Source organism: Pseudomonas bananamidigenes (assembly GCF_001679645.1).
GTDB classification, from domain to species: Bacteria; Pseudomonadota; Gammaproteobacteria; order Pseudomonadales; family Pseudomonadaceae; genus Aquipseudomonas; species Aquipseudomonas bananamidigenes.
Window position 1 is genome coordinate 22,719 of record NZ_LRUN01000005.1, and the last position, 26,369, is coordinate 49,087.

Consider the following 26,369-nt stretch of genomic DNA (forward strand, 5'->3'; position numbering starts at 1 on the left):
CCCGCGCCCGCCAATCAAGGGTGAAATCTCAGTTCAACGCCTTGCGATTGAAGTCGCGCAATCGGAAACCGAGCGCCAGCAACATGCCGAAGTACGCAACGACGCCGGCAACCACCAGCACGCCCAGGCGCAGGAAGCGCTCCAGCATGTGGCCTTGATCCCACGCCGGCATGAAATGCATGCCGAGCAACAGCACCGCCGACATCACCGCCACTGCACACAACAACTTCAATGCGAACTTCAGCCAGCCTGGCTGCGGCTGATACATCCGCTGCTTGCGCAGTTGATAGAACAGCAACCCGGCGTTCAGGCAGGCACCGGCACTGATTGCCAGGGCCAGACCGGCATGGGCCAGCGGGCCGATCAAGGCCAGGTTGAACAACTGCGTGACGATCAGAGTGAAGATGGCGATTTTTACCGGCGTACGGATGTTCTGTTGCGCATAAAAACCCGGTGCCAGCACCTTGATCACGATAATCCCGAGCAGTCCGACAGAATAGGCAATCAGCGCCCGCTGGGTCATGGCCGCATCAAACCCGCTGAACTGACCGTACTGGAACAGTGAAACGGTCAGGGGTTCGGCCAGAATGCCCAGCGCCAGCGCACACGGAAGTACCAGCACGAAGCACAGGCGCAAACCCCAGTCGAGAATGCGCGAGTATTCGTGACGATCCTTGCTGGCGTAGGTCTTGGCCAGGGTCGGCAGCAGAATCGTGCCCAGCGCCACGCCCAGTACGCCGGACGGCAACTCCATCAGGCGATCGGCGTAATACATCCACGACACCGAGCCTGCCACCAGGAACGAAGCGAAAATGGTGTTGATGATCAGGGAGATCTGACTGACCGAGACACCGATGATCGCCGGCAGCATCTGCTTCATGACGCGCCAGACACCGGTATCGCGCAGGTTAAGCCGCGGCAGCACCAGCATGCCGATCTTTTTCAGGTGCGGCAGTTGATAGAGCAACTGCGCCAGGCCACCGACCAGCACCGCCCAGCCGAGGGCCATGACCGGTGGATCGAAGTACGGCGTCAGGAACAGCGAAAACACGATCATGCTGACGTTGAGCAGGGTCGGCACGAATGCAGGCACCGAGAACCGGTTCCAGGTATTGAGGATCGCCCCCGCCAGGGACGACAGAGAGATCAGCAATATATAAGGAAAGGTCACCCGCAACAGATCGGAGGTCAGCCTGAATTTTTCCGGCGTATCGGTGAAACCCGGTGCAGTGGCCCAGATCACCCAGGGCGCCGCGATCATGCCCAGCGCCGTCACTAGCGCTAGCACCAGAGTCAGAAGCCCGGATACATAAGCGATAAAGGTGCGGGTCGCCTCTTCGCCCTTCTGACTTTTGTATTCGGCCAGAATCGGCACAAATGCCTGGGAAAACGCCCCCTCGGCAAAGATTCTGCGCAGCAGGTTCGGCAGTTTGAAGGCAATAAAAAAGGCGTCGGTCGCCATTCCGGCGCCAAACGTACGCGCGATGAGCGTGTCGCGGACAAACCCGAGAACCCGGGAAAGCATCGTGATAGAGCTGACGGCGGCCAACGATTTGAGCAGATTCATTGAAGGAACTTGTGCCTGTCGATAAACAGCAGGCGAACAATGCGCCTACTTGTGCGATACTCCGCGCCGCAACAGCACAGAGCCAAAGCTCGCGAGTTTACAGGTCACACGCCGGAAAGAAATATCCCGTCGCACCACGCCTACCACTTAGCGGAACGTTTCAAGCGCCCTTGACAAGACTTCAACTCATCGGCATGATTCGCGGCCTATTTTGTTTGCTATTTCCTAAAAAGTCTTTCGAGGAGCTCGACGGTGGCCAACTCACCTTCCGCCAAAAAACGTGCAAAACAGGCTGAGAAGCGTCGCAGCCACAACGCCAGCCTGCGTTCCATGGTTCGTACCTACATCAAGAATGTAGTTAAAGCCATCGACGCAAAAGACGCTGAAAAAGCTCAAGCTGCATACGTTCTGGCTGTGCCAGTTATCGACCGCATGGCCGATAAAGGCATCATCCACAAGAACAAGGCTGCTCGCCACAAGAGCCGCCTGAATGGTCACGTCAAGGCACTGAAAGCAGCTGCCTGAGCGACGTAATCATGAAAAACCGACCCAAGGGTCGGTTTTTTATTGCCTGCAATCCGGCGAAACAGCAGCAAAAAAAGAGGAGTCACACGACTCCCCCTTCTGATACCGATTAATGGACCGACGCCCACGGCAGAATCGGAATCGCTGTCACCGCATTCTGCGGACTGCCCTCGATCAGACGATCACTGTAGACCAGATACACCAGCGTATTGCGCTTCTTGTCGAGAAAACGCACCACCTGCATGGTCTTGAATACCAGTGAAGTGCGCTCCTTGAACACCTCTTCACCATCCTTCAACTCACCTTTGAAGTTGATCGGCCCGACCTGACGGCAAGCAATGGACGCTTCCGCACGGTCCTCGGCCAATCCCAAGCCACCCTTCACACCACCGGTCTTGGCGCGCGAGAGATAGCAGGTCACACCCTCGACCTTCGGATCGTCGAACGCCTCGACCACGATCCGGTCGTTCGGCCCGACAAACTTGAACACCGTCGACACCCGACCGATTTCCTCGGCCGAGGCCAGCAATGGCAACGCCATCAGCAAGCCCAACAATCCTTTTGCCATGCGCATCGCGTTTTCCTTACACCAGAATCAGGTTGTCACGGTGAACCAGTTCCGGCTCAGCCATGTAACCCAGCAAACCGACAATCGCATCCGACGACTGACCGATGATTTTTTGTGCTTCCAGCGCGCTGTAGTTGGCCAGGCCTCGAGCGATCTCACGACCGTCCGGCGCCACGCAAACCACCATCTCACCGCGACGGAAACTGCCCTGAACCAGCTTGACGCCGACCGGCAGCAGACTCTTGTGACCTTCGGACAGCGCAGAAACGGCGCCATCATCCAATACCAGCGTGCCCCGGGTCTGCAAATGGCCAGCCAGCCACTGCTTGCGCGCCGCCAGCATGCCGCGCTCAGGCGACAACAGCGTACCAATGCGCTCGCCCGCCTTCAGACGATCGAGCACCCGATCCAGACGACCACCGACAATAATGGTGTGCGCCCCGGAGCGCGCCGCCAGACGCGCCGCGCGCAGCTTGGTCTGCATGCCGCCGCGCCCCAGTGCACCACCGGTACCGCCCGCCACCGCATCCAGGGTCGGATCATCGGCACGCGCTTCGTAAATCAGCTGAGCATCGGGATTGCTGCGCGGATCGGCGTCGAACATGCCATCACGATCAGTCAGGATGACCAGCAGATCAGCTTCGACCAGGTTGGCCACCAGCGCCGCAAGCGTGTCGTTGTCGCCGAAACGGATTTCATCGGTGACCACCGTGTCGTTCTCGTTGATCACCGGAATGACCTTCAGCTCGACCAGCGCACGCAAGGTGCTGCGGGCGTTCAGGTAGCGCTTGCGGTCGGACAGGTCATCATGGGTCAGGAGAATCTGCGCCGTGTGCCGGTCATGCTCGGCAAAGCTTGATTCCCACGCCTGCACCAGCCCCATCTGACCGATTGCCGCAGCAGCCTGGAGCTCGTGCATCGCACTGGGTCGTGCGGTCCAGCCCAAACGGCTCATGCCGGCCGCCACCGCCCCGGAGGACACCAGCACCAACTCGACGCCAGCCTCATGCAAGGCCACCATCTGCTCGACCCAGACACCCATCGCCTTGCGATCCAGGCCCTTGCCATCCGCTGTCAGCAAAGCGCTGCCGATCTTCACGACCCAACGCTGCGCACCTGTCACTTTGCTCCGCATCATCTTCAACCTTAGCTTGAGGGCAGCGCGACCCAGCGCTGCCCGTGACGTTATTCGTGGTTACTCGTGACCAACAATCGATTTCCAGATACCAAAACGCCGCTCGATTGAGCGCGCTTAAGTTTACTTCAACGAATCAGTCACGCACGTAAATGATTTCCGGACCGTCTTCGTCATCCACGTCTTCTTCATCCCAGTCATCGTCACCGATGTCATGGACCGACTTCACGCCACTGCGGCGCAGGGCACGCTTGTCATCCAGCGCCTGCAACTGTGCACGAGCCTCATCTTCGATGCGCTGATCGAGATCGGCCAACTCTTCCTTGTAGGCCGGATCACTGGCCAGACGATCTGCGCGATCTTCCAGATAACGCATGATGTCGCGCGTCAGGCGCTCGGTACCTTCTTTGGCAATGGCCGAGATCACGTAGACCGGGCCTTCCCACTGCAGACGCTCGACAATTTCCTTCACGCGCTCTTCGTGCTCTTCCTCGAGGATCTGGTCGCACTTGTTCAGCACCAGCCAGCGATCACGCTCAGCCAGGGACGGACTGAACTTGATCAGCTCGTTGACGATCACTTCAGCGGCGTCCGGCGCACTGCTTTCGTCCAGCGGCGCCATGTCCACGAGATGCAGCAACAGACGGGTACGCGCCAGGTGCTTGAGGAAGCGGATGCCCAGACCGGCACCGTCGGAAGCGCCTTCGATCAGGCCCGGAATGTCGGCGATGACGAAACTCTTCCAGCGATCGACGCTGACCACACCCAGGTTTGGCACCAGCGTAGTGAACGGGTAATCGGCAACTTTCGGCTTGGCAGCCGAAACGGAACGGATAAAGGTACTTTTGCCGGCGTTCGGCAGACCCAGCAGACCGACGTCTGCCAGCACCTTCATCTCCAGCTTCAGATCACGCTGCTCACCCGGCTTGCCAGGCGTCGTCTGACGTGGCGCGCGGTTGGTACTGGATTTGAAACGAGTGTTGCCCAGACCGTGCCAGCCGCCCTGCACCACCATCAGCTTCTGACCGGACTTGGTCAGGTCGCCAATGACCTCCTGGGTAGCCGAATCGATGATCGTGGTACCGACCGGTACGCGCAGGATCAGGTCTTCGCCCTTCTTGCCGGTGCAGTCGGTGCTGCCGCCGTTGGAACCGCGCTCGGCCTCGAAGTGACGGGTGTAACGGTAGTCCACCAGGGTGTTCAGGTTTTCGTCGGCCATCATGAAGATGGAACCGCCGTCGCCACCGTCACCACCGTTCGGGCCACCGTTTTCAATGAATTTTTCCCGACGGAAACTCATGCAGCCATTGCCGCCGTCGCCAGCCTTTACGCGGATCGATACTTCATCAACAAACTTCATAACCAACGCCTCTCGCCGTACGGACGAGCCGAAAAACAATCAAGACATAAGACTCTTGCAAAAATGAGCGCAGCGACCCCAAACCACGACCTGCATCGCACGCCGGCAGCCCATACAAACAGCTTTGCAAGAGACTCACCCCACAAACGAAAAAGCCCCGTCGCAAGACAGGGCTTCTCCAGCACTCTCGCAGTTAGGCTGCGACAACGCTCACGTAACGACGACCGAAGGCGCCTTTCACTTCAAACTTGATCACGCCTTCGATTTTCGCGAAGAGGGTGTGATCCTTGCCCATGCCAACGCCGTAGCCAGCGTGGAACTGGGTGCCGCGCTGACGCACGATGATGTTGCCGGCCTTGATGGCCTGGCCGCCATACATCTTCACGCCAAGGCGTTTGGCTTCTGAGTCGCGCCCGTTACGGGTACTACCACCAGCTTTTTTGTGTGCCATGAGTTCAATTCTCCTAGTGAGGAATTAGGCTGTATTAAGCCTGAATACCGGTGATTTTGATCTCGGTGAACCACTGGCGGTGGCCCATACGCTTCATGTGGTGCTTGCGGCGACGGAACTTGATGATGCGGACTTTATCGTGACGACCTTGGGAGATCACTTCAGCCTTGACGGTTGCGCCAGCAACAACAGGTGCGCCGATGTTCACGTCGTCGCCATTGGCGACCAACAGAACGCGGTCAAAAGTCACGGATTCGCCAGTAGCGACTTCCAGTTTTTCGATCTTCAGGTATTCACCTTCAGCGACCTTGTATTGCTTACCGCCGGTAACGATTACTGCGTACATGGTATTTCTCCGATAATCCTGCTCACCCAGCTCTTTATAAGAAGAGGTATTGGCTGGCATGGCTGCATGGGGCTGGAACGGCCCAAGTGCAATTGCGTAAGGCAGGTGCTGCCCAGGAAGTTCAGGGTGCGCGATTGTACGCAAGCTGCAAGAGTCACGCAAGGGGCCGTCCATCGCGCCTTGACAGGCCCGGATGTGGGTCCTAGCATGCCGCGCAACCCTTCTGGAGCACCTGTCGCTGATGCAACCCCAAGCTTTCTACCGCGCGGTGGCGGACGATTTTAGCGCCGTCGACGGCATCATCAAGAAGCAGCTGACTTCCCGAGTGCCGCTGGTATCGAAAATCGGCGATTACATCACGTCGGCCGGCGGCAAACGCCTGCGTCCTTTATTGGTGCTGCTGTGCGGCAAGGCCCTGGGTCGCGAAGGCGACGACCTGCGCCTGCTGGCTGCCACCATCGAATTCCTGCACACCGCCACCCTGCTGCATGACGACGTGGTCGACATGTCCGGCATGCGCCGTGGCCGTTCGACCGCCAACGCCATGTGGGGCAACGCCCCGAGCGTGCTGGTCGGCGATTTCCTGTACTCGCGCTCGTTCGAGATGATGGTCGAACTGGGCTCGATGCCGGTGATGAAGATCCTGTCCCAGGCCACGCGCATCATCGCCGAAGGTGAAGTGCTGCAACTGTCCAAGGTCCGTGACGCCAGCACCACCGAAGAAACCTACATGGAAGTCATCCGCGGCAAGACCGCGATGCTTTTCGAAGCCTCGACCCACAGCGCTGCGGCGCTGGCCGGTGCGACTGCCGAGCAGAGCGAAGCCCTGCGCACCTTCGGCGATCACCTGGGCGTGGCGTTCCAGCTGGTCGACGACCTGCTCGACTACAAGGGCGACGCCGAAACCCTGGGCAAGAACGTCGGTGACGATCTGGCCGAAGGCAAGCCGACCCTGCCGCTGATCTACACCATGCGTGAAGGCACACCGGAACAGGCCGCACTGGTGCGCCAGGCGATTCAGAAAGGCGGGATCGAAGACCTGGAAAGCATCCGCGTTGCCGTGGAAGCGTCCGGTTCGCTGGGATACACCGCACAACTGGCCCGCGACTATGTGGCCCGCGCCATCAAGTGCCTCGAAGCACTGCCGGCCAGCGAGTATCGTGATGCCCTGGTTGAACTGAGCGAGTTCGCGGTCGCCCGCACGCACTGATCAACACTGCACCATCAAGAAACCGCAGCCTCCACTGGAGCCTGCGGTTTTTTGTTGCCTGCCATCCGGGACTAAAACCCTATACAATGTGCGACTTTTAGCGATTCCCTCTTCAAGGAGCCTTAGTGAGCACGTTGCCACCCTGCCCGAAATGCAATTCCGAATACACCTACGAAGACGGCACCCAACTGGTGTGCCCGGAGTGCGCCCACGAGTGGTCTGCCGCCGGTGAAGCCGAAGTGGCATCCGATGATGCCGTGAAGAAAGACTCGGTCGGCAACGTCCTGCAGGACGGCGATACCATCACCGTGATCAAGGACCTGAAGGTCAAAGGCACTTCGCTGGTGGTCAAGGTCGGTACCAAGGTCAAGAACATTCGCCTGTGCGACGGCGATCACGATATCGATTGCAAGATCGACGGCATCGGTCCGATGAAACTCAAATCCGAATTCGTCAGAAAAGTCTGATCCCGCTGTCTTCCATCCCGCGTCCGTCGCGGGATGGAGCTTCACCTCCTTTCGCAATCCCCCGCAAATACCACGCAATGGCCAACCGCCAGCCGTTTTGACCTTACGCAATCTTTACCCACAAAAAGTCACGAACCGCCAATAGGCGCTTGCTATTTGACGAATAAGAATTATTCTCATTGAACCCCTTTTCAATGGAGATGAGAACCATGACTTATTTGATCGACGCCTGGCTGGATCGCCCGCACCCATACCTCAGGATCCTGCATCGGGAAACCGGTGAAGTCTGCGCAGTACTGGAAGAAGAAGCCCTGCACGAATTGCAGGATCAGGGGGATCTGGACGTCAGCGGCCTGAGCTCCAGCGAACCGTTGGTACTCAAGGAGCTGGTGCGCAATCTGTTCCTGTTCTGCTATGCCCGGGCGTTGCGCCCGACCAGTGAACTGCAGCACAGGATCGAAGTATGAGAACGGCGAAGAAACCCTGCACAAGCCACGCTTGTGCAGGGTAACGGGATTACAGAACGTCGAGCAGCTCGACGTCGAACACCAGAACGCTGTGCGGCGGGATGCTGCCAACGCCTTGAGCGCCGTAAGCCAGTTCGCTCGGCACGTACAGACGCCATTTGCTGCCGGCGTTCATCAGTTGCAGAGCCTCGGTCCAGCCGGCGATCACGCCGCCAACCGGGAATTCTGCAGGCTGGCCACGCTCGTAGGAGCTGTCGAACACGGTGCCGTCGATCAGTGTGCCGTGGTAGTGGGTACGCACGTTGTCTTCACGGGTTGGCTTGGCGCCTTCGCCTTGAGTCAGCACTTCGAATTGCAGACCGGAAGCCAGGGTGGTGATGCCTTCTTTCTTGGCGTTTTCAGCCAGGAACGCACGACCTTCGCCGGCGGCGGCTTCAGCCTTGGCAGCGGCTTCGGCCTGCATGATCTCGCGGATCACCTTGAAGCTGGCGGACAGTTCTTCCTGACCCACACGGCTTGGCTTGCCGGCGAATGCGTCGGTCAGGCCCGCCAGGATGGCGTCCAGGCTGACACCCGGTGGCGGGTTGTCGCGCAGCTGGTCACCCAGCTGACGGCCGATACCGTAGCTGACGCGGGTTTCGTCGGTGGACAGATTTACTTCGGACATGACACTGCTCCGCTGTGCGGACGGCCTCAGGACATGCCGTGCGTGCACAGCGCGTCCCGGCGCGCCCGGAACCAAAAAGGGCAAGCAGACTAGCACAGATGCCCGCTTATTGGCCTACAGTGCCGAGCGCCACGCCAACGGGACCTTCAGGCTTTCTTCAGCGCTGGCGCCAAGACCGCACATTTCATCGTGCACCGAGGTATGAACCAGATTGAATGGCAGCACCGGAAAGTTATGCAGGATATCCCTGGCATGCTCCACCGACCGCAGCGTCAGCAACTTGCCCTGGGGATCGCTCAGCGGGTAAGCCGCGCCATGCATGCGCGCCTCGAGCAGATAGATGCCGCCTTCCATGGAGATCAGGTTCAACTCATCGACCTTCCTGGCGATGGCAAACGCATTCAATTCTTGCAGGTTCATGAACGCACCTCACGCGGTAGCGGACCGGGACACTTACAGGGATATGCCTCGGCGCCACAAAGCACAAGCCACAAACGACACCGCCCGTCTGTTTCGCAACGGACGGGCGGTTTTTGTTACAGCTGTCGACGGCTCATCAGTGCTTGGTGAGCTTGTCCAGGTATCCCATGGCGAATGCCGAAACCACGAAGGTCATGTGGATGATCACGTACCACATCAGATGCTGGGGATCGACGTTCTTGGCGTCCATGAAGATCCGTAGCAGGTGGATCGAGGAAATCGCCACGATCGACGCCGCCACTTTCATCTTCAGCGAAGAGGAATCCATGGTGCCCAGCCAGCTGAGCTTCTCCTTGCCCTCATCGATGTTCAGCTCGGACACGAAGTTCTCATAGCCGGAAATCATCACCATCACCAGCAAGCCGCCCACCAGCGCCATGTCGATCAGCGACAGCAGCACCAGAATCAGTTCGGACTCGGCCATGGAGAAGACGTTGGGAATGACATGAAACACTTCCTGGAAGAATTTCAATGCCAGCGCCAGCAGCCCGAGGGACAGCCCGATATAGATCGGCGCCAGCAGCCAGCGCGTGGCGTACATTGCATTTTCGATAAAGCGTTCCATTGACTCTCACACAAGGGGGGGTTGTAATCGGCGGCGAGTATATCAGCCCCCCATGACAGCCAGAAACCGCCGGGAAATCCGCTACCTGCGTGTGTGTGTCAAAGTTTTTCTGCTAGTGTCCAAACCATTGACAGCCCAGCGACAGTGGACAGGACGACTGGAAATGGATGTGCGATTGCCGTTAATGACTGCCGGAATCTGCTTCGCCTTATCGATCGGCGGCTGCTCACCCGGTGAAGAAAAAAAACACCCGCTCAGCCTCGAACAGAGGACCGCGCAGTTCGAACAATCGCTGGACGCCATCACCGACCCGAAACTCAAGGATGCCGTGACCGAACTCGGCGGCTCTTTGTTGCTGCTGGAACGCGCGCAACAGCGACTCGACAGCAAGCCCCCCAGAACCGAATACGGTGAAGACGCTCTCGGCGTACTCAAGCATTATCCGACGCCCCAGGCGCTCGTCGACACCTTCATCAACGGTCTGTTCGTGCTGCACAAGGACGCCAGCTCCGATTACCTCACCGACCTGCAGCCGGTATTCCCCTTCAATCTCAACATTCCGGGCGGGTTCCTGTTTCCCCATGGCGTGGAATGGCAATCGGTGACCCTGAGCAACAAGCGTGTCATCGCCTACCAGCCGGAATGGTCGGAAACCGATCCGGGCATTCAGTTGAGCCCTTCCAGCTCCAACGTCACCAATCCTGACGACCTGACCGTGACCTACCCGTTCATCGAAGGTCTGGACGTCGACAAGAAAACCCGACCGCGCCCGGTGAGCCTGCAAGGTCAGGTGGAAGTCATCGCCCCGAAACGCCTGCACAGCTTCGATCTGGGTCAAAAGGACATCGGTCAGACCCGCACCGATGCCAACCTCAGCGTGAAACTGCTGAAGCTGGAAAAGAACTACGCCGAAGTCGAATTCAGCAACAGCCTGCCGCTCGCCCCGGAAGTCGCCAGCACGCCGCTCAATCCGCTGATCGTCCAGGCCCGTGACACGACCGGCCAGTACCTGGTGCGCGCCGGCGCCATCAATGAAAGTCCCGAGCAGATCGACTTCTACCGCAAACAACTGGCGCACCTGCAACAGCAAAAGGCCTGGAGCGAAGACCTCGAAAAACAGCTGAACGACGAACAGCGCACCTTCGAGCAACAGCATTCGCGCCGCTATAACAAGGTCTACTTCAACGGCCCGATCGACACCCTCGAAGTCAGCCTTCTGGATTTTTCCGAAGCGGCTGTCACCCGCAGGCCGCTGGACCTGCCGATCCGTGAATTCGACGCGCACACCACGGCAAAGACCGTGCAGCCGCTGGATCTGTCGATCACCGTCTACGACGACCAGGCTCCCAACTGGCTCAAGGGAGCGTCACTGACCGAGGATGACCTGAAAAAAAGCATTCACATTCGCCAATCGGTCGAAGAGCCGAGCGCTGCGCGTATCGAGTTCGATCATCGCAAGACCTTCAATGACGAGCTGTTGGGCGACGATCTGAATCCCGGCGAAAGCCCGGTGACATTCTTCACCGAAAAACACAACGGTAAACTCGACGAGCCCATCGAGCTGCCTGCGGAGGCGTATCAGGTGGATCCGCTGCAAGCGACCATCACGTATGACTTGAACCTGTTCCCGGAAACCCCGGCAGTGGCTGTCGGTTCGATGCCCTTGTTCCTGGCCACCGTGGCGAAACAGTCCTATGAAGCCAAGGCATTGCCCAAAGGTCTGGAAATCAGGAATAACGAACTGGTGGTGGACCTTAAACGGTTTCCCGCCAGTGAATGGCGATTCTTCGTCAAGGACGATAGCGGCAACTACCTCAAGCAGATTCTCTCGGTCAGCCACGACGCGAGCGCAGAAGGCCCGGCGTTGTTTGGCGTGCACTATTTCTACGGCCATCCGACGCACGTGGAAACCTATCAGCGCACCGACCTCGCCACCGTACAGTACGGCTTTGAGGTCAAGCTCGAGAAAGCGCAGAGCCAGGGTGCAGCGCCATGACCGGTGCTAATGATCGAAAATGCCGGGATTGCGTCCGCGTCCGCCGTTGATCTGCCGTAACTGGGCTTGCAGGTGCAAGGACCAGATCTGCGGATCGTTGGCCAGTTCGTAGCCATGCATCGTCAGGCTTTCGACAATGGTATCGAGGATCGATTCGGCGGCGACCGGCCCGTGAAACGGCCCCTGGGCCTTGATGGCGGAAGGTTGTTCACCGGCCATGCCGGCGGCGAAGAGCAACGTCCACATGCCGGTATCGCCGGCCAACGGCTTGACGGCGCATTCGATTCGGGTCACGAGACCCAGGCACTGACGGGTGAGGCAGAGGTTGCGCGACATGGCGGCGACCCTCGGTAAAGCTGGTGTTCAGCCCTTGCTGAAGGACTGTTTCGATCCCGTGATACTGTCGATGTCCTTGAGCTGAGAATAGAAGAAAAGTCCGCCGCGCCAACCGAATGGAACCAGAAGGCGCCGAATGGTCATTGTGTGAATATTGACGCCAGAGTGATGGCACTTTTGCCGAAGTTCGCGACAAAACAAAATGGGAGCACGAGGCTCCCATTTCTTTGACGGCTGTCTGACTTACGCCGGTTTGGCCTCGGCCAGCGCCTCCTGCGCCAGTTCCTTCTCGGCTTCCTTCAGATCGTCTTCGCTGATCATCTCGGCAATCACCCGCAGACGCTCCACCACCCGCGCGTTGACGCTGCCTTCGGGGAATTCGCCCGCTTCGTTCGGCTCGCCGGCAGGTTCGCCCACCAGCAGGCTCAGTGCTTCATCCGCCTGACGCACTGCATAAACGTGGAATTGCCCGGCCCGTACGGCGGCCAGCACTTTCTCGTCGAGCATCAGCGTGGCCACGTTGGCTTGCGGAATGATCGCGCCCTGTTCGCCCGTCAGCCCGCGCGCTTCACAGAGACGGAAGAAGCCTTCGATTTTCTCGTTGACCCCACCCACTGCCTGCACTTCACCGAACTGGTTGATCGAGCCGGTGATGGCGAAGCATTGCTTGAGCGGTGTCTTCGACAACGCCGAAATCAGTGTGCATGCCTCGCCCAGCGATGCACTGTCGCCATCGACATAACCGTAGGATTGCTCCAAAGCGATGCTCGCGGAAATCGCCAGCGGAAATTCCTGAGCGTAACGGCTGCCCAGATACCCGGTGAGAATCATCACGCCCTTGGAGTGGATCGGCTGACCGAGGTTGACCTCACGCTCGATGTCGACGATGCCGCTACCGCCCGGGTACACCGTGGCGGAAATCCGCGCCGGCACGCCAAACGCCGAGTCGCCGACCTCAAGCACCGTCAGGCCGTTGCACTTGCCGACCGCCGCACCGTCGGTGTCGATCAGGATGATCCCCGCCAGCATGTCGTCGAGAATCCGCGCCGACACACGACCGGTGCGCGTGGCCTTGGCTTTGAGGGCGCGCTCGATGTGGCCGGCGTCGGTCATTTCATCATTGGCCAGGTGCCTGATGAAATCCGCTTCGCTGACCAGCTGGAACAGATCGCCGATCCGCGCCGACAACCGCCCCTGATGCTCCGCCAGACGCGCACTGTAGGTCGCCAGACGCGCCACGGCGTCGGCGGTCAACGGCGCCATGCCCTCCTCCGAGGTTCGGGTTTTCAGCAGCTGGGCGAACTGCTCCAGGCTTTCGTCGACCATCGGGATGTCTTCGTCGAAATCCACCAGGACGCGGAACATCTCCTGGAAATCCGGATCGAGGTCCTGCAGCGTGTAATACAACTGACGCGCACCGATGATGATCACTTTGACCTGCAGCGGAATGTGCTGCGGATTGAGTGTCACGGTGGCGAAGCGCCCCATCTCGCTCAGCGGCGATTCCATTTTCAGTTTGCGCGATTGCAGGGCACGCTTGAGTGCATCCCACACGAACGGCTCGCTGAGCATTTTTTCCGCTTCAAGGATCAGGAAGCCACCGTTGGCGCGGTGCAGCGCACCGGGGCGCAATTGACGATACGTGGTGTAGAGCGCGCCCTGATCGGTGGTGTATTCGATCCGGCCAAACAGGTTTTCATAAGTCGGGTGCGGTTCGAACACCACCGGTGCGCCGCCACTGGCCGGATGACCGACCACCAGGCTCGGCGCGTATTGCTCCTCCAGCAGTTTGCGCGCTACCGCATCGGTCTTGCTGTCGTCCACCAGTTGCTCGACCACGGTCTTCAACAGGTAGACCTGCATCGCCTGCAGGTAACCGCAGACCCCGGCGTTTTCCGCGTACTTTTCCGACAACGGCGCAAGCAATGGCTGCAGCGCCAGGGTGATGGTTTCTTCGTTGAGCTGGCGCAACTGGTTGCTCGACTCGCGCTTCCATTGCGGCAGGCTCGCGAGTTCTTCATTCAGGCGCTCTTCGAGGCCGGAAATGTCATCGTGAAAACGTTCGCGCTCGGCTTCCGGCAATTGCGCGAATTCGGCTTCGTCCAGCGCCTTGCCTTCGAGCATCGGCGTGAAGGCGATGTTGCTGCTGTCGCGATACAGGGCGACGTCTTTTTCCAGAGCCAGACGCTCGATGACGTCCAGCGCCTTGTCGTAACGCTGATTGAAGGCGCGGTCGATGGCGCTTTTTTTCTGCTGGTAGGACGGGTGTTCGAACACTGCGGGAAACGTCACCAGCAAGTTGTCGATCAGGCCGCTGATGTCGCTGGTGAAAGCGGCGGCGCTGCCCGACGGCAGCTCCAGGGCGCGTGGTTCGCGCGGCTCATCGAAGTTGTTGACGTAGACCCAGTCCGCCGGGGTCTGCAGGCGCTTGCCTTCGGCCTTCAGGTAGCGTTTGACGAACGAGAAACGGCCGGTGCCGGGCTCGCCCATGACGAAAACGTTGTAACCGGGGCGTGGCATCGCCACACCGAACTGCAAGGCTTCGACCGCACGTTCCTGGCCGAGCACACCGCGAAAGGGCTCCAGATCATTGGTGGTAGTGAAGCTGAACTGTTCAGCGGAAAACGGACGGGTCAGCGCTTCGGGCGCAAGACGCAAGCTGGCAGCAACAGGATCAGGCATCGGGCTTCCTTAACAATCAGGCGGGGCAGATAGCGGCATTCTGGCGCTGCCCGTGCCCCACTGGCAAGGCGCCACCCGACAAAGCATAGACAACCGGTCATTCCCGCGGCCGGTCCGGTGGTGTGGGGTTTATTCCAGATATTGTGTAAAAAATCACGGAACCGCCGGAACGTGCCTAAACTCCAAACTGCGCGGCTGGAACTAATACCGGCCCACTGGCGCCAGAAGGTCTGTACAGAACTCGCCAAGCGGCGTTTTGACGTAGAGAGCGGGGCCAGAACCCTGTCCATTGGTACGCACATAAAAGAGAACAAAGCTATGAAACGGATTCTTCTCGGTACTCTCTTCACCGCTGTATCCATCAACGCCATGGCTCAGGCGCCAGGCGGTCCGGATTGCGGCTGGGGCAACATGCTGTTCGAAGGCCAGCGTGGCACCCCGGCTCACTTCCTGGCATCCACCACCAACGGCACCTCCGGCAACGCCACGTTCGGCATGACCTCCGGCACCAACGGTTGCTCCACCAACGCAGCGCTGACCTACGGCGGCAAATCCTGGTTTGCCATGAATGGCATGATGAACGAGCTGTCCGAAGACATGGCCAAAGGCAACGGCGAAGCGCTGACGACCTATGCCGTGGTACTGGGCGTGGCGCCGGAAGACCGTGCGCATTTCGCCGCCGTCACTCACGAGCACTTCCAGCAGATCTTCAGCAAGGCTGACGTGACCGCCGAAGACGTGCATACCAACACCCTGGCCGTGCTGAAAGCAGACCCTCGTCTGGCCAAGTACGCGACTCAGGCTTAAGCTCGACCCCACCCGCTTCTTTCGGGAAGCGGGTTTTGTTTTTTATGACCCGCCCTTTTTGAGCGATGCCGGATCAGTTGTGACACGCACTGGATCCTGTGGCGAGGGAGCTTGCTCCCGCTGGAGTGCGCAGCGCTCCCTCTTCTGAAGATCGGGGTCGCTTTGCGCCCAGCGGGAGCAAGCTGCCTCGCCACAGGGTGGGTGCAGATCGACTGTTCGGTATTACATCTGGGGCCTTTGTTTTTCTTTCGACTTAAGTTGCCATTTATGCTCAAACGCCTTGCCTGGCTGGCGCTGTGTGTCTGCGCCCCGCTATCCGCCGCGCCTCACATCGACCCTCAACGTTTGCAGCAACTGGCCAACGACCGTTTCTGGATTTCCCTCGGCCATTACGAAACCGCCAAGCTCGGCGGCTGGCGTAGCTACGTCAGCGACAAAAAGTTCTTCCTCGCCCCCGACGGCAACGAACACCCCGACCATGAACTGGCGGCCACCGTCCAGGCGCTGTACGCCCCCGCCAGCCTAGGTGAGCAGCACGCCCAGTGCGTTTACCCGGCGCGCACCCGCTGGCTGAAAGAGCGACTCAACCTTCAAGACCTGCCGACGCCAGACTGCGCCGAATTCAAGAAATGGTTCAAGGACGTCTCGCCCCACAGCACGGTGATGATTTTCCCGGCGGCCTACCTCAATAGCCCATCGTCGATGTTCGGCCACACACTGTTGCGCATCGATCAGGCCGACGTGCAAAGCGACAAGACTTCGCTGCTCAGCTACGCGATCAACTTCGGCGCCTACATCGAAGGCTCCGACAACAGCATCCTGTATGCCTGGAAAGGCCTGATGGGCGGTTATCCGGGACTGTTCGCGCTGGTGCCGTACCAGGAAAAGCTCTCGGAATACCGCAGCCTGGAAAACCGCGACCTGTGGGAGTACCGGCTCAATCTGACGCAGGCGGAAACCGCACGGATGGTCGAACATGTGTGGGAGCTGAAGCAGATCAAGTTCGATTACTTCTTCTTCGACGAAAACTGTTCCTATCGCCTGCTCGAACTGTTGCAGGTCGCGCGCCCGAGCCTGCGCCTGACCGAGCAATTCCCGCTGACCGCAATTCCCACCGATACCGTCAAGGCCGTGAAGGAAGCCGGGCTGGTCGAGCACATCGAATATCGCCCGTCCCGCGAGCGTGAGTTGCTCAGCCGCGCGGAACCTTTGAACAATGACGAACAGCAATGGGTGCTGAAAGCCAGCGCTGATCAACAGGTGTTGCAGGACCCGGCCTTCAAGGCCCTGCCCCGCGACCGGCAAGCGCTGATCATCGACGCCGCGTATCGGCTGGAGCGCTACCGCGCCAACGGCCAGGAACGTGATCCGCAACGGGCGCAGCGCAGTTTCGAATTGCTGCGAGCGATCAACAAGAATCCGGCGCCGGAGCTGCAGATTCCGCAACCGGGCCTGCCCGAAGACGGCCACGAGTCCCGCACATGGCAGGCCGGTCTCGGTACTCGTGGCGACCGTGCTTTCGGCGAATACGGGCTGCGCATGGCCTATCACGACCTCAATGACAACGCCGAAAGCTTTCCCCTCGGTGCGCAGATCGAAATCCTGCAGATGAAGCTGCGCCAGTACGAAGGCAATCACTGGCAATTCCAACAACTGGATCTGGCGACCATCCGCTCGCTGACGCCGCGCAATGCGCTGTTGCAGCCACTCTCATGGCAAGTCACCGGTGGCCTGGAGCGGGTACCGGGCAAGCATGACGATGAAAATCTGGTCAGCCATGTCAATGGCGGCGGTGGCGGCACCTGGCAATTGGGTGACGACGTACTCGGTTTCGCCCTTGGTACGGTGCGGATCGAACACAACAATGACTTCGCCGAATTCGTTTCCCCCGCAGGCGGTTTCAATACCGGCGTGTTGTGGAAAAACCCGTTGGGCAATCTCAGTGTGGAGGCCAAGGGCGATTACTTCTTCAACGGCGAAGTGCGCCGCAGCCTGAGTCTGAACCAGCAATGGGAGTTGTCCCGCAACCTGGGTGTGCGCCTGAGTGCGCAGCGTGAATTCAGCCATCTGGCAACGCCGGAGACCGAAGTGATGCTCGAAGTGAAGTGGTATCACTACTGAGGTTTTGATCTTCCTTTCACACCCCGTCGACGAATCCGCTTCTAGACTTTCCCTGTAAGCGGAGAACGGCGCGGGAGATTCAGATGTGGCGGTATGCGAGTTTTGTGGGCGCATTGTTGTTGCTGTGTGGTTGTCAGAGCACCCACGAGGATCTGATCGCCAGGGGTTATCCACCGGCGTTCGCCGACGGTTTCGATGACGGCTGTATCAGCGGTCGCCAGGCGGCCGGTTCGATCAGTGGCGAATTTCGCAAGAACGTGCCGCGCTATCTCAAGGATCCGCAATACGCCGAGGGCTGGAGCGATGGTTTCCGCCAGTGTCAGGCGATGCTGGAAAACAAGGATCGCGAGGAGTATCGCAACGAACACTGGGACGAGCGCGAGCGAGCCTGGCAGCAACGGAAGGATCAGGACGCCGCCCGGGCTTATCGTTCGCAATAGGTCGCATCCAGACATCCGGTGAAACCAAATGCCTGAGACCATGGCCCAACGGTTGTCACAGGAGGTCACCATGAGCCGTGCTTTCGTCAACGAAGATAACGCCGCCGCGCAGGCCGATCAGCCGGTCGAACGGCAGGTCAGCAGCCAGCCCAATTACGTCACGCCGCAGGGGCTTGCCCAGTTGCAGGCAAAAGTCGCCGAGCTTCAGGCCCTGCACACCGCGCAGACCGGCATGGGCGAGCAGTCCGACCCGCAGCGGCTGGCCGATCTGGAACGGGATCTGCGTTATTTCAACCAACGGGTCGGCAGCGCGCAGGTTGTGCCGATCCCGACATCCAACGAAAAAGTTCAGATCGGCAGCTGGGTGACCTACGCCGACGAGCACGGCACCGAGCGTCGGGTACAGCTGGTCGGTGAAGACCAGGCTGATGCCGCCAACGGCCTGATCAACTGGGCCTCGCCACTGGGCCGCGCTCTGCTTGGCGCACGGCTCAATGACGAAGTGCTGTGGCAACGCCCGGCCGGCAATCAACTGATCGAAGTGATCCGTATCGATCGCTCTTGAACCGAGGGGCTTAAACCACGCCCTGCGCCAGCATCGCGTCGGCGACTTTGACGAAGCCGGCGATGTTCGCGCCTTTGACGTAGTTGATCCGCCCGTTTTCCTCACCGTAATGCACACAGGCGTGGTGGATCGACTGCATGATCCCGTGCAGCTTGCTGTCCACCTCGCCCGCCGTCCACAGCAGGCGCATGGCGTTCTGTGACATCTCCAGACCGCTCACCGCCACGCCACCGGCATTGGATGCCTTGCCCGGGGCGAACAGGATCCCCGCCTCGATAAAGATATCCACAGCCTCCAGAGTGGTCGGCATGTTCGCGCCTTCGGCCACACAGATGCAGCCGTTGCGCAACAAGGTGCGAGCCGCTTCGGCGTCGAGTTCGTTCTGGGTGGCGCACGGCAGCGCAATGTCGCACGGCAACGCCCATGGCAACTGCCCGGCGCGGAACTCAAGACCGAATGCTGCGGCCAACTCACTGATCCGCCCACGCTTGACGTTTTTCAGTTCCAGCAGCGCCAGCCACTGTTCTTCGCTCAGGCCGGCCTCGCAATACAGCGTGCCTTCGGAGTCGGACAGCGAAATCACTTTGCCGCCCAGATCCATCACTTTGCGGGCCGCGTATTGCGCAACGTTGCCGGATCCGGAAATCGCCACGCGCTTGCCTGCGACGGTCTGCTCGCGGCGCTTGAGCATTTCCTCGGCGAAATACACGCAACCGAAACCCGTGGCTTCCGGACGGATCAGGCTGCCGCCATAGGTCATGCCCTTGCCGGTCAGCACGCTGGTGAACTGGTTGCTCAGGCGTTTGTACTGGCCGAACAGGAAACCGATCTCCCGGGCACCGACCCCGATATCACCCGCCGGCACGTCCACGTCGGCGCCGATGTGGCGGTACAGCTCGCTCATGAACGCCTGACAGAAACGCATGACTTCGGCGTCGCTCTTGCCCTTCGGATCGAAGTCCGAACCGCCCTTGCCCCCCCCCATGGGCAGCGAGGTCAGGGAATTCTTGAAGGTCTGCTCGAAGGCGAGAAATTTCAGCACACCCATGTTCACCGAAGGATGGAAACGCAAACCGCCCTTGTAGGGGCCGATGGCGCTGTTCATCTGGATGCGGAAACCGCGATTGACCTGCACCTTGCCCTGATCGTCGACCCACGACACCCGGAACACCACCGCCCGCTCCGGCTCGCAGATGCGCTGCAGAATCCCCGAGGCCAGATAGTGCGGATGGGCTTCGAGAAAGGGCCACAGGCTGCGCAGGACTTCTTCGACGGCCTGGTGGAATTCGGGTTGATCCGGATCGCGTTTTTTCAGACGGGCGAGGAAGGAGTCGACGGATTCGATCATGGGAAAGTCTCGGCAGATTTGTTGTCGTTGGATTGAGCCGGACTGTAACAAACGATATGTACACAGTAACAGACAAAAATGTCGCACTTATGAAATCAGATAGTACACATTTCATAAATCAAGCCAGATTGCAGGCAAAAAAAAACGGAGCCCGAAGGCTCCGCTCTTTCATGCAACCGGCCTGAAATCAGGCCAGTTTCTTGTGGCGTACCCGGTGTGGCTGGGCCGCTGCTTCGCCGAGGCGTTTTTTACGATCGGCTTCGTACTCGGTGTAGTTGCCTTCGAAGAACACCGCTTGCGAGTCGTCTTCGTACGCCAGGATGTGCGTCGCGACGCGGTCAAGGAACCACCGGTCGTGAGAGATCACAATGGCGGCGCCCGGGAAGTCCAGCAGGGCTTCTTCCAGGGAACGCAAGGTTTCGACGTCGAGGTCGTTGGACGGTTCGTCGAGCAGCAGAACGTTCGCGCCCTCCTTCAGGGTCAGCGCCAGGTGCAGGCGACCGCGCTCACCACCGGACAGGTCCTTGACGAACTTCTGCTGATCGCCGCCCTTGAAGTTGAAGCGACCGACGTAGGTACGCGACGGGATCTCGTAGTTGCCGATGCGGATCTGGTCGGAACCGTCGGAGATCTGCTGGAACACGGTCTTGTTGCCGTCCAGGTCTTCGCGGCTCTGGTCCACACAGGCCAGTTGCACGGTTTCGCCGATCTCGATGCTGCCGGAGTCCGGGGTTTCCTTGCCCATCAGCATGCGGAACAGGGTCGACTTACCGGCACCGTTACCGCCGATCACGCCGACGATGGCACCTTTGGGCATGGAGAACGACAGGTTGTCGATCAGCACGCGATCGCCGTAGCCCTTGGTGACGTTCTTGAATTCGATGACCTTGTCGCCCAGGCGCGGACCGGCCGGGATGTAGATCTCGTTGGTTTCCGACCGCTTCTGGAATTCCTGCGACTGCATTTCTTCGAAGCGCTGCAGACGTGCCTTGGATTTCGACTGGCGGGCCTTGGCGCCTTTGCGCACCCACTCCAGTTCTTCCTTCATGGCTTTTTCGTGAGCCGACTGCTGCTTGGATTCCTGGGCCAGACGCTCGGATTTGGCTTCCAGCCAACCCGAGTAGTTGCCCTCGTAAGGAATGCCCGCACCGCGGTCGAGTTCCAGAATCCAGCCGGCGACGTTGTCCAGGAAGTAACGGTCGTGCGTGATCGCGACCACAGTGCCCGGGAAGTCGTGCAGGAAGTGTTCGAGCCACGCGACGGAGTCGGCGTCCAGGTGGTTGGTCGGTTCGTCGAGCAACAGCATGTCCGGGGCGGACAGCAGCAGACGGCACAGGGCCACACGACGTTTTTCACCACCGGACAGGTGTTCGACCCTGGCGTCCCAGGCCGGCAGACGCAGCGCATCGGCGGCGACTTCCAGTTGACGCTCCAGGTTGTGACCGTCGCTGGCCTGCAGGATCGCTTCAAGCTTGGCCTGTTCGGCGGCCAGCTTGTCGAAGTCGGCGTCCGGGTCGGCGTAGGCGGCGTAGACCTCGTCCAGGCGAGCCTGGGCATCCTTGATCACGCTGACCGCTTCCTCGACCACTTCGCGCACGGTCTTGGTCGGATCAAGTTGCGGCTCTTGCGGCAGATAACCGATGTTCAGTTCCGGCATCGGGCGCGCTTCGCCTTCGAATTCGGTGTCGACGCCGGCCATGATTTTCAGCAGCGTGGACTTACCCGAACCGTTGAGGCCGAGTACACCGATCTTGGCGCCCGGGAAGAAGGACAGCGAAATGTTTTTCAGGATTTCCCGCTTCGGCGGAACAACTTTGCCCAGCCGATGCATGGTGAAGACGTATTGAGCCATGGAGAACCTTGGGTCAGTGACAGATGAATGATTGAAGCGCAGGCGATGCCCGGCCAGACCGGTGCGCGTCGTTCATTTGATGGTCATCAATGCGTGCGCGCGGAAAAAGTCTGAGTCTAGGAGCTGGGCCAGACGCTGTTAAAACGTAACGAGCGAAGGAAAGACAAGGCGGAAACAGGCGAGGACGCGGAGTTTACGGGTTGTAAATGAGCAGTCCGAGCCTGTTTTCAACGCAGTATTTCCGAGCGCAGCAGTTTTAACAGTGTCTGGGCTCCCGCGTAACCGGCAAAGCTACCTTAATGACGGAAGGCAGTCCAGCCGAGCGGGGCTGGCACTTCGCCACAACTCAAGGCATGCTAGCCGCCCTTTGGGCGCCCGGCTTATAGTGCACGTCGCGCCAGTCCAGCCAGACCGCAGGATTACAGCTTGTCCAATGTCACTCCGCCAGCCTCTGTGAGCAGCACCCAACCGGCGCCCGGCTCGTCCCTGCGCGGAACATTGAAGGGCGCGCTGGCAACATTGGTGCTGATGCTGCTGGCGTTGCTGTTCTGGCAATTGCTCGATCAGTTGCGCGAGACCCAGAAAAACCAGCGCCAGTACACCATCGACTACACCGCCGATCTCGCTTCGCAAGTCAGCCTCAACATGTCGCTGAACGCGCAGATCGCCCTCAATCTGCTACCGATCGTCGAACAGCCACAGTCCGCCGACGAACAGCAGGCGCTGCTGCGCAAGCTGCAGAAGTCCCTGCCGGACCTGCAAAGCCTGGCCTTGCTCAGCCCCTCGGGGAAAGTCCTCAGCGACAGCGCCACAGACAGCAAGGACGCCGACTATCTCAGCGATCTGGTGCGTCGCAGTCATGCCCAGGCGCACTATTTCAGCAACGCCGACGACGGTTCGGTGGTGCATCTGTTGCTGCATCAGGCCAGTGGCAGCACGCGCGGTTACTGGGCGCTGCGCCTGACACCGACATTCTTCTCTTCGCTGACCAAACAGGGCGACACCGGCATCCGCCCGCTATGGCTGGTGGAAAATCGCATCAACCATCAGATCATCAGCCGCGACGAAGGCCTGCCGTCCATCAAGGCCAGCACCCTGACGCCTGAGGATCTGGCCAACAGCGTGCTGACCGTGCCCCTGAGCAGCAGTGACTGGCAACTGCGCGGACTGTTCGACCGGCAACATGTGCTCGAAGAGTTGTTGCCGGCGTTTATCGGCAAATGTCTCTTGGGCCTGGCGCTGTCCCTGCTGCCGTTCATCGCCTTGCTGAACATGCGCCGCCGCCAGCGCCAGGTGCATGAGGGGCGTCGTCGCTATCAGGATATTTTCGAAGGCACCGGCGTGGCGCTGTGCGTGCTGGATCTGTCGGGGCTCAAGCAGGTTTTCGAAAGAGCCCGGATCCAGACCGGCGATCAGCTCAAGGCCTGGCTCGACCAACCGTCACAGCGCCTGCAACTGCTGCAGGAATTGAGGGTCACCGAGGTCAATCAGGTGGCGCTGCAACTGCTCAACGTCAATTCCTGCGAGCACGCCTGGCAATTGCTGATCGACGGCCGTCCGCACAGTCAGTGCGCCATCGGCAATCAAGTGCTCGACGCCGTGCTTCAGCAACAGGAACAGCTGGAACTGGAAATCCGACTGCCGGACATCAATGGCCGCGACCAGCACCTCTGGCTGGTCCTGCGCCTGCCTCGGGAACAGCACGACTACAAGGCCGTGATCCTGAGCATCAACGACATCACCAGCCGCAAGCTGATCGAACTGTCGCTGCTGGAGCGCGAAGGGTTCTGGTCGGATGTGGTGCGCACCGTGCCGGATCACCTGTACGTGCAGGATGTGATCAGCCAGCGGATGATCTTCAGCAACCACCACCTGGGCCAGACGCTCGGTTACAACCGCACCGAACTGCATCAGATGGGCGAGTATTTCTGGGAAATCCTCCTGCACCCGGAAGACGCCGACTACTACCATCGTTCGCGACAGATGCAGCGCCACGCCGGTTACAGCCAGTTGCTGCAATGCCAGTTGCGCTTCCGTCACCGTGACGGCAAGTGGCGGCGTTTCGATATCCGCGAGCAGGCGCTGGCCCGGGACAAGCAGGATCAGGTGACGCGGATCATCGGCGTGGCCAAGGACATCACCGAGCAGATCGAGGCCAGCGAATCCCTGCGCGACAGTGAACAGCGCTACCGGATGCTCGCCGAAAGCATCAGCGACGTGATTTTCTCCACCGACAGCAAACTGTCGCTGAACTACGTCAGCCCGTCCGTGCAAGCAGTGCTGGGCTATGACGCCGAGTGGATTTTCCAGAACGGCTGGCAATCGACCATCGCCAACCCGCAGCAACTCAACGGCATCTATCAGTTGATGGATCGGGTCAGCAAGGCCCTGGACAAGCCCGAGCAACTGGCCATCCTGCGCAGCCAGGTGCAGACCCAGATGTTCCTGTTCGACTGCCTGCGCGCCGATGGCCGCAAGATCCCGATCGAACTGCGCTTGGTACTGGTGTGGGATGAACATGGTGCATTCGAAGGCGTGCTCGGGGTCGGTCGCGACATCAGCCAGCAACGCCGTGCCGAAAAAGACCTGCGCATGGCGGCCACGGTATTCGAGCACTCGACGTCGGCGATTCTGATCACCGACCCGGCCGGCTATATCGTTCAGGCCAACGAAGCGTTCAGCCGGGTCAGCGGCTACGCGGTGAGCGAGGTGCTCGACCAGTTGCCGAACATGCTCACCGTCGACGAACAACAGGACGCGCACCTGCGCTACGTGCTCAAGCAATTGCATCAGCACAGCACGTGGGAAGGCGAAGTCTGGCTCAAGCGGCGCAATGGCGAACACTACCCGGCGTGGGTCGGCATCACCGCCGTGCTCGATGATGAAGGCGACCTCGCCAGTTACGTGTGCTTCTTCAGCGACATCAGCGAACGCAAGGCCAGCGAGCAGCGGATTCACCGCCTCGCCTACTACGACGCCCTGACCCATCTGCCGAACCGTACGCTGTTCCAGGATCGCCTGCACACCGCACTGCAAGCGGCCGAACGGCAGAAGTCGTGGGTGGTGCTGATGTTCCTCGACCTCGACCGTTTCAAGCCGATCAACGACTCCCTTGGTCACGCCGCCGGCGACCGCATGCTCAAAGACATGGCCACCCGGTTGCTGGCCTGCGTCGACGATGACGACACAGTGGCACGGATGGGCGGCGACGAATTCACCTTGCTGCTGCAGCATCGCTCCAGCCGCGAGATGGCGCTGAACCGGGCGATCCATGTGGCCGAACAGATTCTGGGCAGTCTGGTGCGACCGTTCGTGCTGGAAGGTCGCGAATTCTTCGTCACCGCCAGTATCGGCATCGCCCTGAGCCCGCAGGACGGCAACGAACTCAGCCAGCTGATGAAAAACGCCGACACCGCGATGTACCACGCCAAGGAGCGCGGCAAGAACAACTTCCAGTTCTATCAGGCCGACATGAACGCCAGTGCGCTGGAGCGTCTGGAGCTGGAAAGCGACTTGCGCCATGCCCTCGAGCAGAACGAATTCGTGCTGTATTACCAGCCGCAGTTCAGCGGCGACGGCAAACGCCTGACCGGCGCCGAAGCCCTGCTGCGCTGGCGTCATCCGCGTCGCGGGCTGGTGCCGCCGGGGGATTTCATCCCGGTACTCGAAGAACTCGGACTGGTGGTGGACGTCGGCGACTGGGTGATCAGCGAAGCCTGCCGTCAGCTCAAGACCTGGCACCAGAGCCGCGTGCGCGTACCGAAGGTCTCGGTGAACATTTCTGCCCGGCAGTTCTCCGACGGCCAGCTCGGCACGCGGATCGCCACCATCCTCAAGGAAACCGGCCTGCCGCCGGCGTGTCTGGAGCTGGAGCTGACCGAAAGTATCCTGATGCGCGAAGTCAGCGAGGCGATGCAGATCCTCGCCGGCCTGAAGAACCTGGGCCTGAGCATCGCGGTCGACGACTTCGGCACTGGTTATTCGTCGCTGAACTACCTCAAGCAATTCCCGATCGACGTGCTCAAGATCGACCGCACTTTCGTCGACGGCCTGCCATCCGGCGAGCAGGATGCGCAGATTGCCCGGGCGATCATCGCCATGGCCCACAGCCTCAACCTGGCGGTGATCGCCGAGGGCGTGGAAACCCATGAACAGCTGGACTTTCTGCGCGAGCACGGTTGCGATGAGGTTCAGGGTTATCTGTTCGGGCGTCCCATGCCGGCCACCCGCTTCGAAGCGCAGTTCAGCAATGATGCGCTTTTCATGTTCGACTGAAAATCAGCGGCGCGGTCTTCGCGAGCAGGCTCGCTCCCACAGGGATTGACGTCGATCACGGAATCCTGCCGCCAACCCGGCTATTGTGCGAACCGGCTGGCCAGGAAAAGGCCGGCACGGACGCCACATATCTGGTCAT

Annotated in this window: 23 protein-coding genes; 10 read left to right on the forward strand and 13 right to left on the reverse strand. The window is 59.9% G+C overall.

The genetic code is table 11. The features are described from left to right. Window positions 1-28: 28 nt before the first annotated feature. Window positions 29-1,567, reverse strand: coding sequence for a murein biosynthesis integral membrane protein MurJ (gene murJ, locus BBF94_RS02625; RefSeq protein WP_065257503.1), 1,539 nt, complete (start codon window positions 1,565-1,567; stop codon window positions 29-31). 252 nt (window positions 1,568-1,819) lie between these two features. Here murJ and rpsT point away from each other — a divergent pair, with 252 nt between their 5' ends. Then, a complete protein-coding gene (gene rpsT, locus BBF94_RS02630) occupies window positions 1,820-2,092 on the forward strand; it encodes a 30S ribosomal protein S20 (protein WP_011336008.1) in 273 nt (90 codons plus the stop codon). Window positions 2,093-2,201: 109 nt separating this feature from the next. On the opposite strand, the gene BBF94_RS02635 is transcribed toward rpsT, so the two are convergent. The 5 genes from BBF94_RS02635 to rplU all read right to left on the reverse strand — a co-directional run bounded on the left by BBF94_RS02635 (window position 2,202) and on the right by rplU (window position 5,952). After that, window positions 2,202-2,666, reverse strand: a complete 465-nt coding sequence (locus BBF94_RS02635; RefSeq protein WP_065257504.1) for a CreA family protein — start codon at window positions 2,664-2,666, stop codon at window positions 2,202-2,204. A gap of 10 nt (window positions 2,667-2,676) precedes the next feature. Continuing rightward, window positions 2,677-3,795, reverse strand: coding sequence for a glutamate 5-kinase (proB, locus tag BBF94_RS02640; RefSeq protein WP_065257505.1), 1,119 nt, complete (start codon window positions 3,793-3,795; stop codon window positions 2,677-2,679). A 136-nt stretch (window positions 3,796-3,931) separates the two neighbouring features. Then, complete coding sequence (cgtA, locus tag BBF94_RS02645) at window positions 3,932-5,155, reverse strand: Obg family GTPase CgtA (protein ID WP_065257506.1); 1,224 nt, start codon at window positions 5,153-5,155, stop codon at window positions 3,932-3,934. Window positions 5,156-5,348: 193 nt separating this feature from the next. Continuing rightward, window positions 5,349-5,606, reverse strand: a complete 258-nt coding sequence (gene rpmA / locus BBF94_RS02650) for a 50S ribosomal protein L27 (RefSeq protein WP_053134655.1) — start codon at window positions 5,604-5,606, stop codon at window positions 5,349-5,351. Window positions 5,607-5,640: 34 nt separating this feature from the next. Next, window positions 5,641-5,952, reverse strand: coding sequence for a 50S ribosomal protein L21 (gene rplU / locus BBF94_RS02655; protein ID WP_003228361.1), 312 nt, complete (start codon window positions 5,950-5,952; stop codon window positions 5,641-5,643). 241 nt (window positions 5,953-6,193) lie between these two features. On the opposite strand from rplU, the gene BBF94_RS02660 reads away from it, so the two are divergent. The 3 genes from BBF94_RS02660 to BBF94_RS02670 all read left to right on the forward strand — a co-directional run bounded on the left by BBF94_RS02660 (window position 6,194) and on the right by BBF94_RS02670 (window position 8,096). After that, entirely contained in the window at window positions 6,194-7,162 is a 969-nt protein-coding gene (locus BBF94_RS02660) for a polyprenyl synthetase family protein (protein ID WP_065257507.1), read from the forward strand. Between the two features lie 125 nt (window positions 7,163-7,287). After that, window positions 7,288-7,629, forward strand: coding sequence for a zinc ribbon domain-containing protein YjdM (locus BBF94_RS02665; RefSeq protein ID WP_065257508.1), 342 nt, complete (start codon window positions 7,288-7,290; stop codon window positions 7,627-7,629). A 209-nt stretch (window positions 7,630-7,838) separates the two neighbouring features. Next, window positions 7,839-8,096 carry a PA4570 family protein gene (locus BBF94_RS02670; protein ID WP_065257509.1) on the forward strand — a complete coding sequence of 86 codons (258 nt, stop codon included), beginning with the start codon at window positions 7,839-7,841 and terminating at the stop codon, window positions 8,094-8,096. A 49-nt stretch (window positions 8,097-8,145) separates the two neighbouring features. Here BBF94_RS02670 and BBF94_RS02675 read toward each other — a convergent pair whose 3' ends face one another. The 3 genes from BBF94_RS02675 to BBF94_RS02685 all read right to left on the reverse strand — a co-directional run bounded on the left by BBF94_RS02675 (window position 8,146) and on the right by BBF94_RS02685 (window position 9,808). Beyond that, window positions 8,146-8,763, reverse strand: coding sequence for an FKBP-type peptidyl-prolyl cis-trans isomerase (locus BBF94_RS02675; RefSeq protein WP_065257510.1), 618 nt, complete (start codon window positions 8,761-8,763; stop codon window positions 8,146-8,148). Window positions 8,764-8,877: 114 nt separating this feature from the next. Next, entirely contained in the window at window positions 8,878-9,183 is a 306-nt protein-coding gene (locus tag BBF94_RS02680; RefSeq protein ID WP_065257511.1) for a DUF6482 family protein, read from the reverse strand. Window positions 9,184-9,319: 136 nt separating this feature from the next. Further along, window positions 9,320-9,808, reverse strand: a complete 489-nt coding sequence (locus BBF94_RS02685) for a TIGR00645 family protein (protein ID WP_065257512.1) — start codon at window positions 9,806-9,808, stop codon at window positions 9,320-9,322. Window positions 9,809-9,971: 163 nt separating this feature from the next. Here BBF94_RS02685 and BBF94_RS02690 point away from each other — a divergent pair, with 163 nt between their 5' ends. Further along, a complete protein-coding gene (locus BBF94_RS02690) occupies window positions 9,972-11,804 on the forward strand; it encodes a hypothetical protein (protein WP_065257513.1) in 1,833 nt (610 codons plus the stop codon). 6 nt (window positions 11,805-11,810) lie between these two features. Here the strand turns inward: BBF94_RS02690 and BBF94_RS02695 are convergent, their stop codons facing one another. Next, on the reverse strand, window positions 11,811-12,140 hold the full coding sequence (locus BBF94_RS02695; protein WP_065257514.1) for a PA4575 family protein: 330 nt from the start codon (window positions 12,138-12,140) through the stop codon (window positions 11,811-11,813). A gap of 243 nt (window positions 12,141-12,383) precedes the next feature. After that, window positions 12,384-14,822 (reverse strand): Lon protease family protein, encoded by a 2,439-nt coding sequence (locus BBF94_RS02700; protein WP_065257515.1) that lies wholly within the window; start codon window positions 14,820-14,822, stop codon window positions 12,384-12,386. Between the two features lie 318 nt (window positions 14,823-15,140). On the opposite strand from BBF94_RS02700, the gene BBF94_RS02705 reads away from it, so the two are divergent. From BBF94_RS02705 to BBF94_RS02720, 4 genes are all read left to right on the forward strand, one after another. After that, window positions 15,141-15,629, forward strand: a complete 489-nt coding sequence (locus BBF94_RS02705; RefSeq protein WP_065257516.1) for a DUF3015 domain-containing protein — start codon at window positions 15,141-15,143, stop codon at window positions 15,627-15,629. Between the two features lie 267 nt (window positions 15,630-15,896). After that, window positions 15,897-17,750, forward strand: coding sequence for an Lnb N-terminal periplasmic domain-containing protein (locus BBF94_RS02710; RefSeq protein ID WP_065257517.1), 1,854 nt, complete (start codon window positions 15,897-15,899; stop codon window positions 17,748-17,750). An 83-nt stretch (window positions 17,751-17,833) separates the two neighbouring features. Next, window positions 17,834-18,190 (forward strand): hypothetical protein, encoded by a 357-nt coding sequence (locus BBF94_RS02715; protein ID WP_065257518.1) that lies wholly within the window; start codon window positions 17,834-17,836, stop codon window positions 18,188-18,190. Between the two features lie 70 nt (window positions 18,191-18,260). Further along, window positions 18,261-18,755 carry a GreA/GreB family elongation factor gene (locus BBF94_RS02720; protein ID WP_065257519.1) on the forward strand — a complete coding sequence of 165 codons (495 nt, stop codon included), beginning with the start codon at window positions 18,261-18,263 and terminating at the stop codon, window positions 18,753-18,755. 10 nt (window positions 18,756-18,765) lie between these two features. On the opposite strand, the gene gdhA is transcribed toward BBF94_RS02720, so the two are convergent. Then, window positions 18,766-20,103: an NADP-specific glutamate dehydrogenase gene (gene gdhA, locus BBF94_RS02725; RefSeq protein ID WP_065257520.1), complete on the reverse strand. Its 1,338-nt coding sequence runs from the start codon at window positions 20,101-20,103 to the stop codon at window positions 18,766-18,768. A 187-nt stretch (window positions 20,104-20,290) separates the two neighbouring features. Further along, window positions 20,291-21,955: an energy-dependent translational throttle protein EttA gene (ettA, locus tag BBF94_RS02730; RefSeq protein ID WP_065257521.1), complete on the reverse strand. Its 1,665-nt coding sequence runs from the start codon at window positions 21,953-21,955 to the stop codon at window positions 20,291-20,293. A gap of 426 nt (window positions 21,956-22,381) precedes the next feature. On the opposite strand from ettA, the gene BBF94_RS02735 reads away from it, so the two are divergent. Beyond that, window positions 22,382-26,230: a bifunctional diguanylate cyclase/phosphodiesterase gene (locus tag BBF94_RS02735; RefSeq protein WP_065257522.1), complete on the forward strand. Its 3,849-nt coding sequence runs from the start codon at window positions 22,382-22,384 to the stop codon at window positions 26,228-26,230. Window positions 26,231-26,369 lie beyond the last annotated feature (139 nt).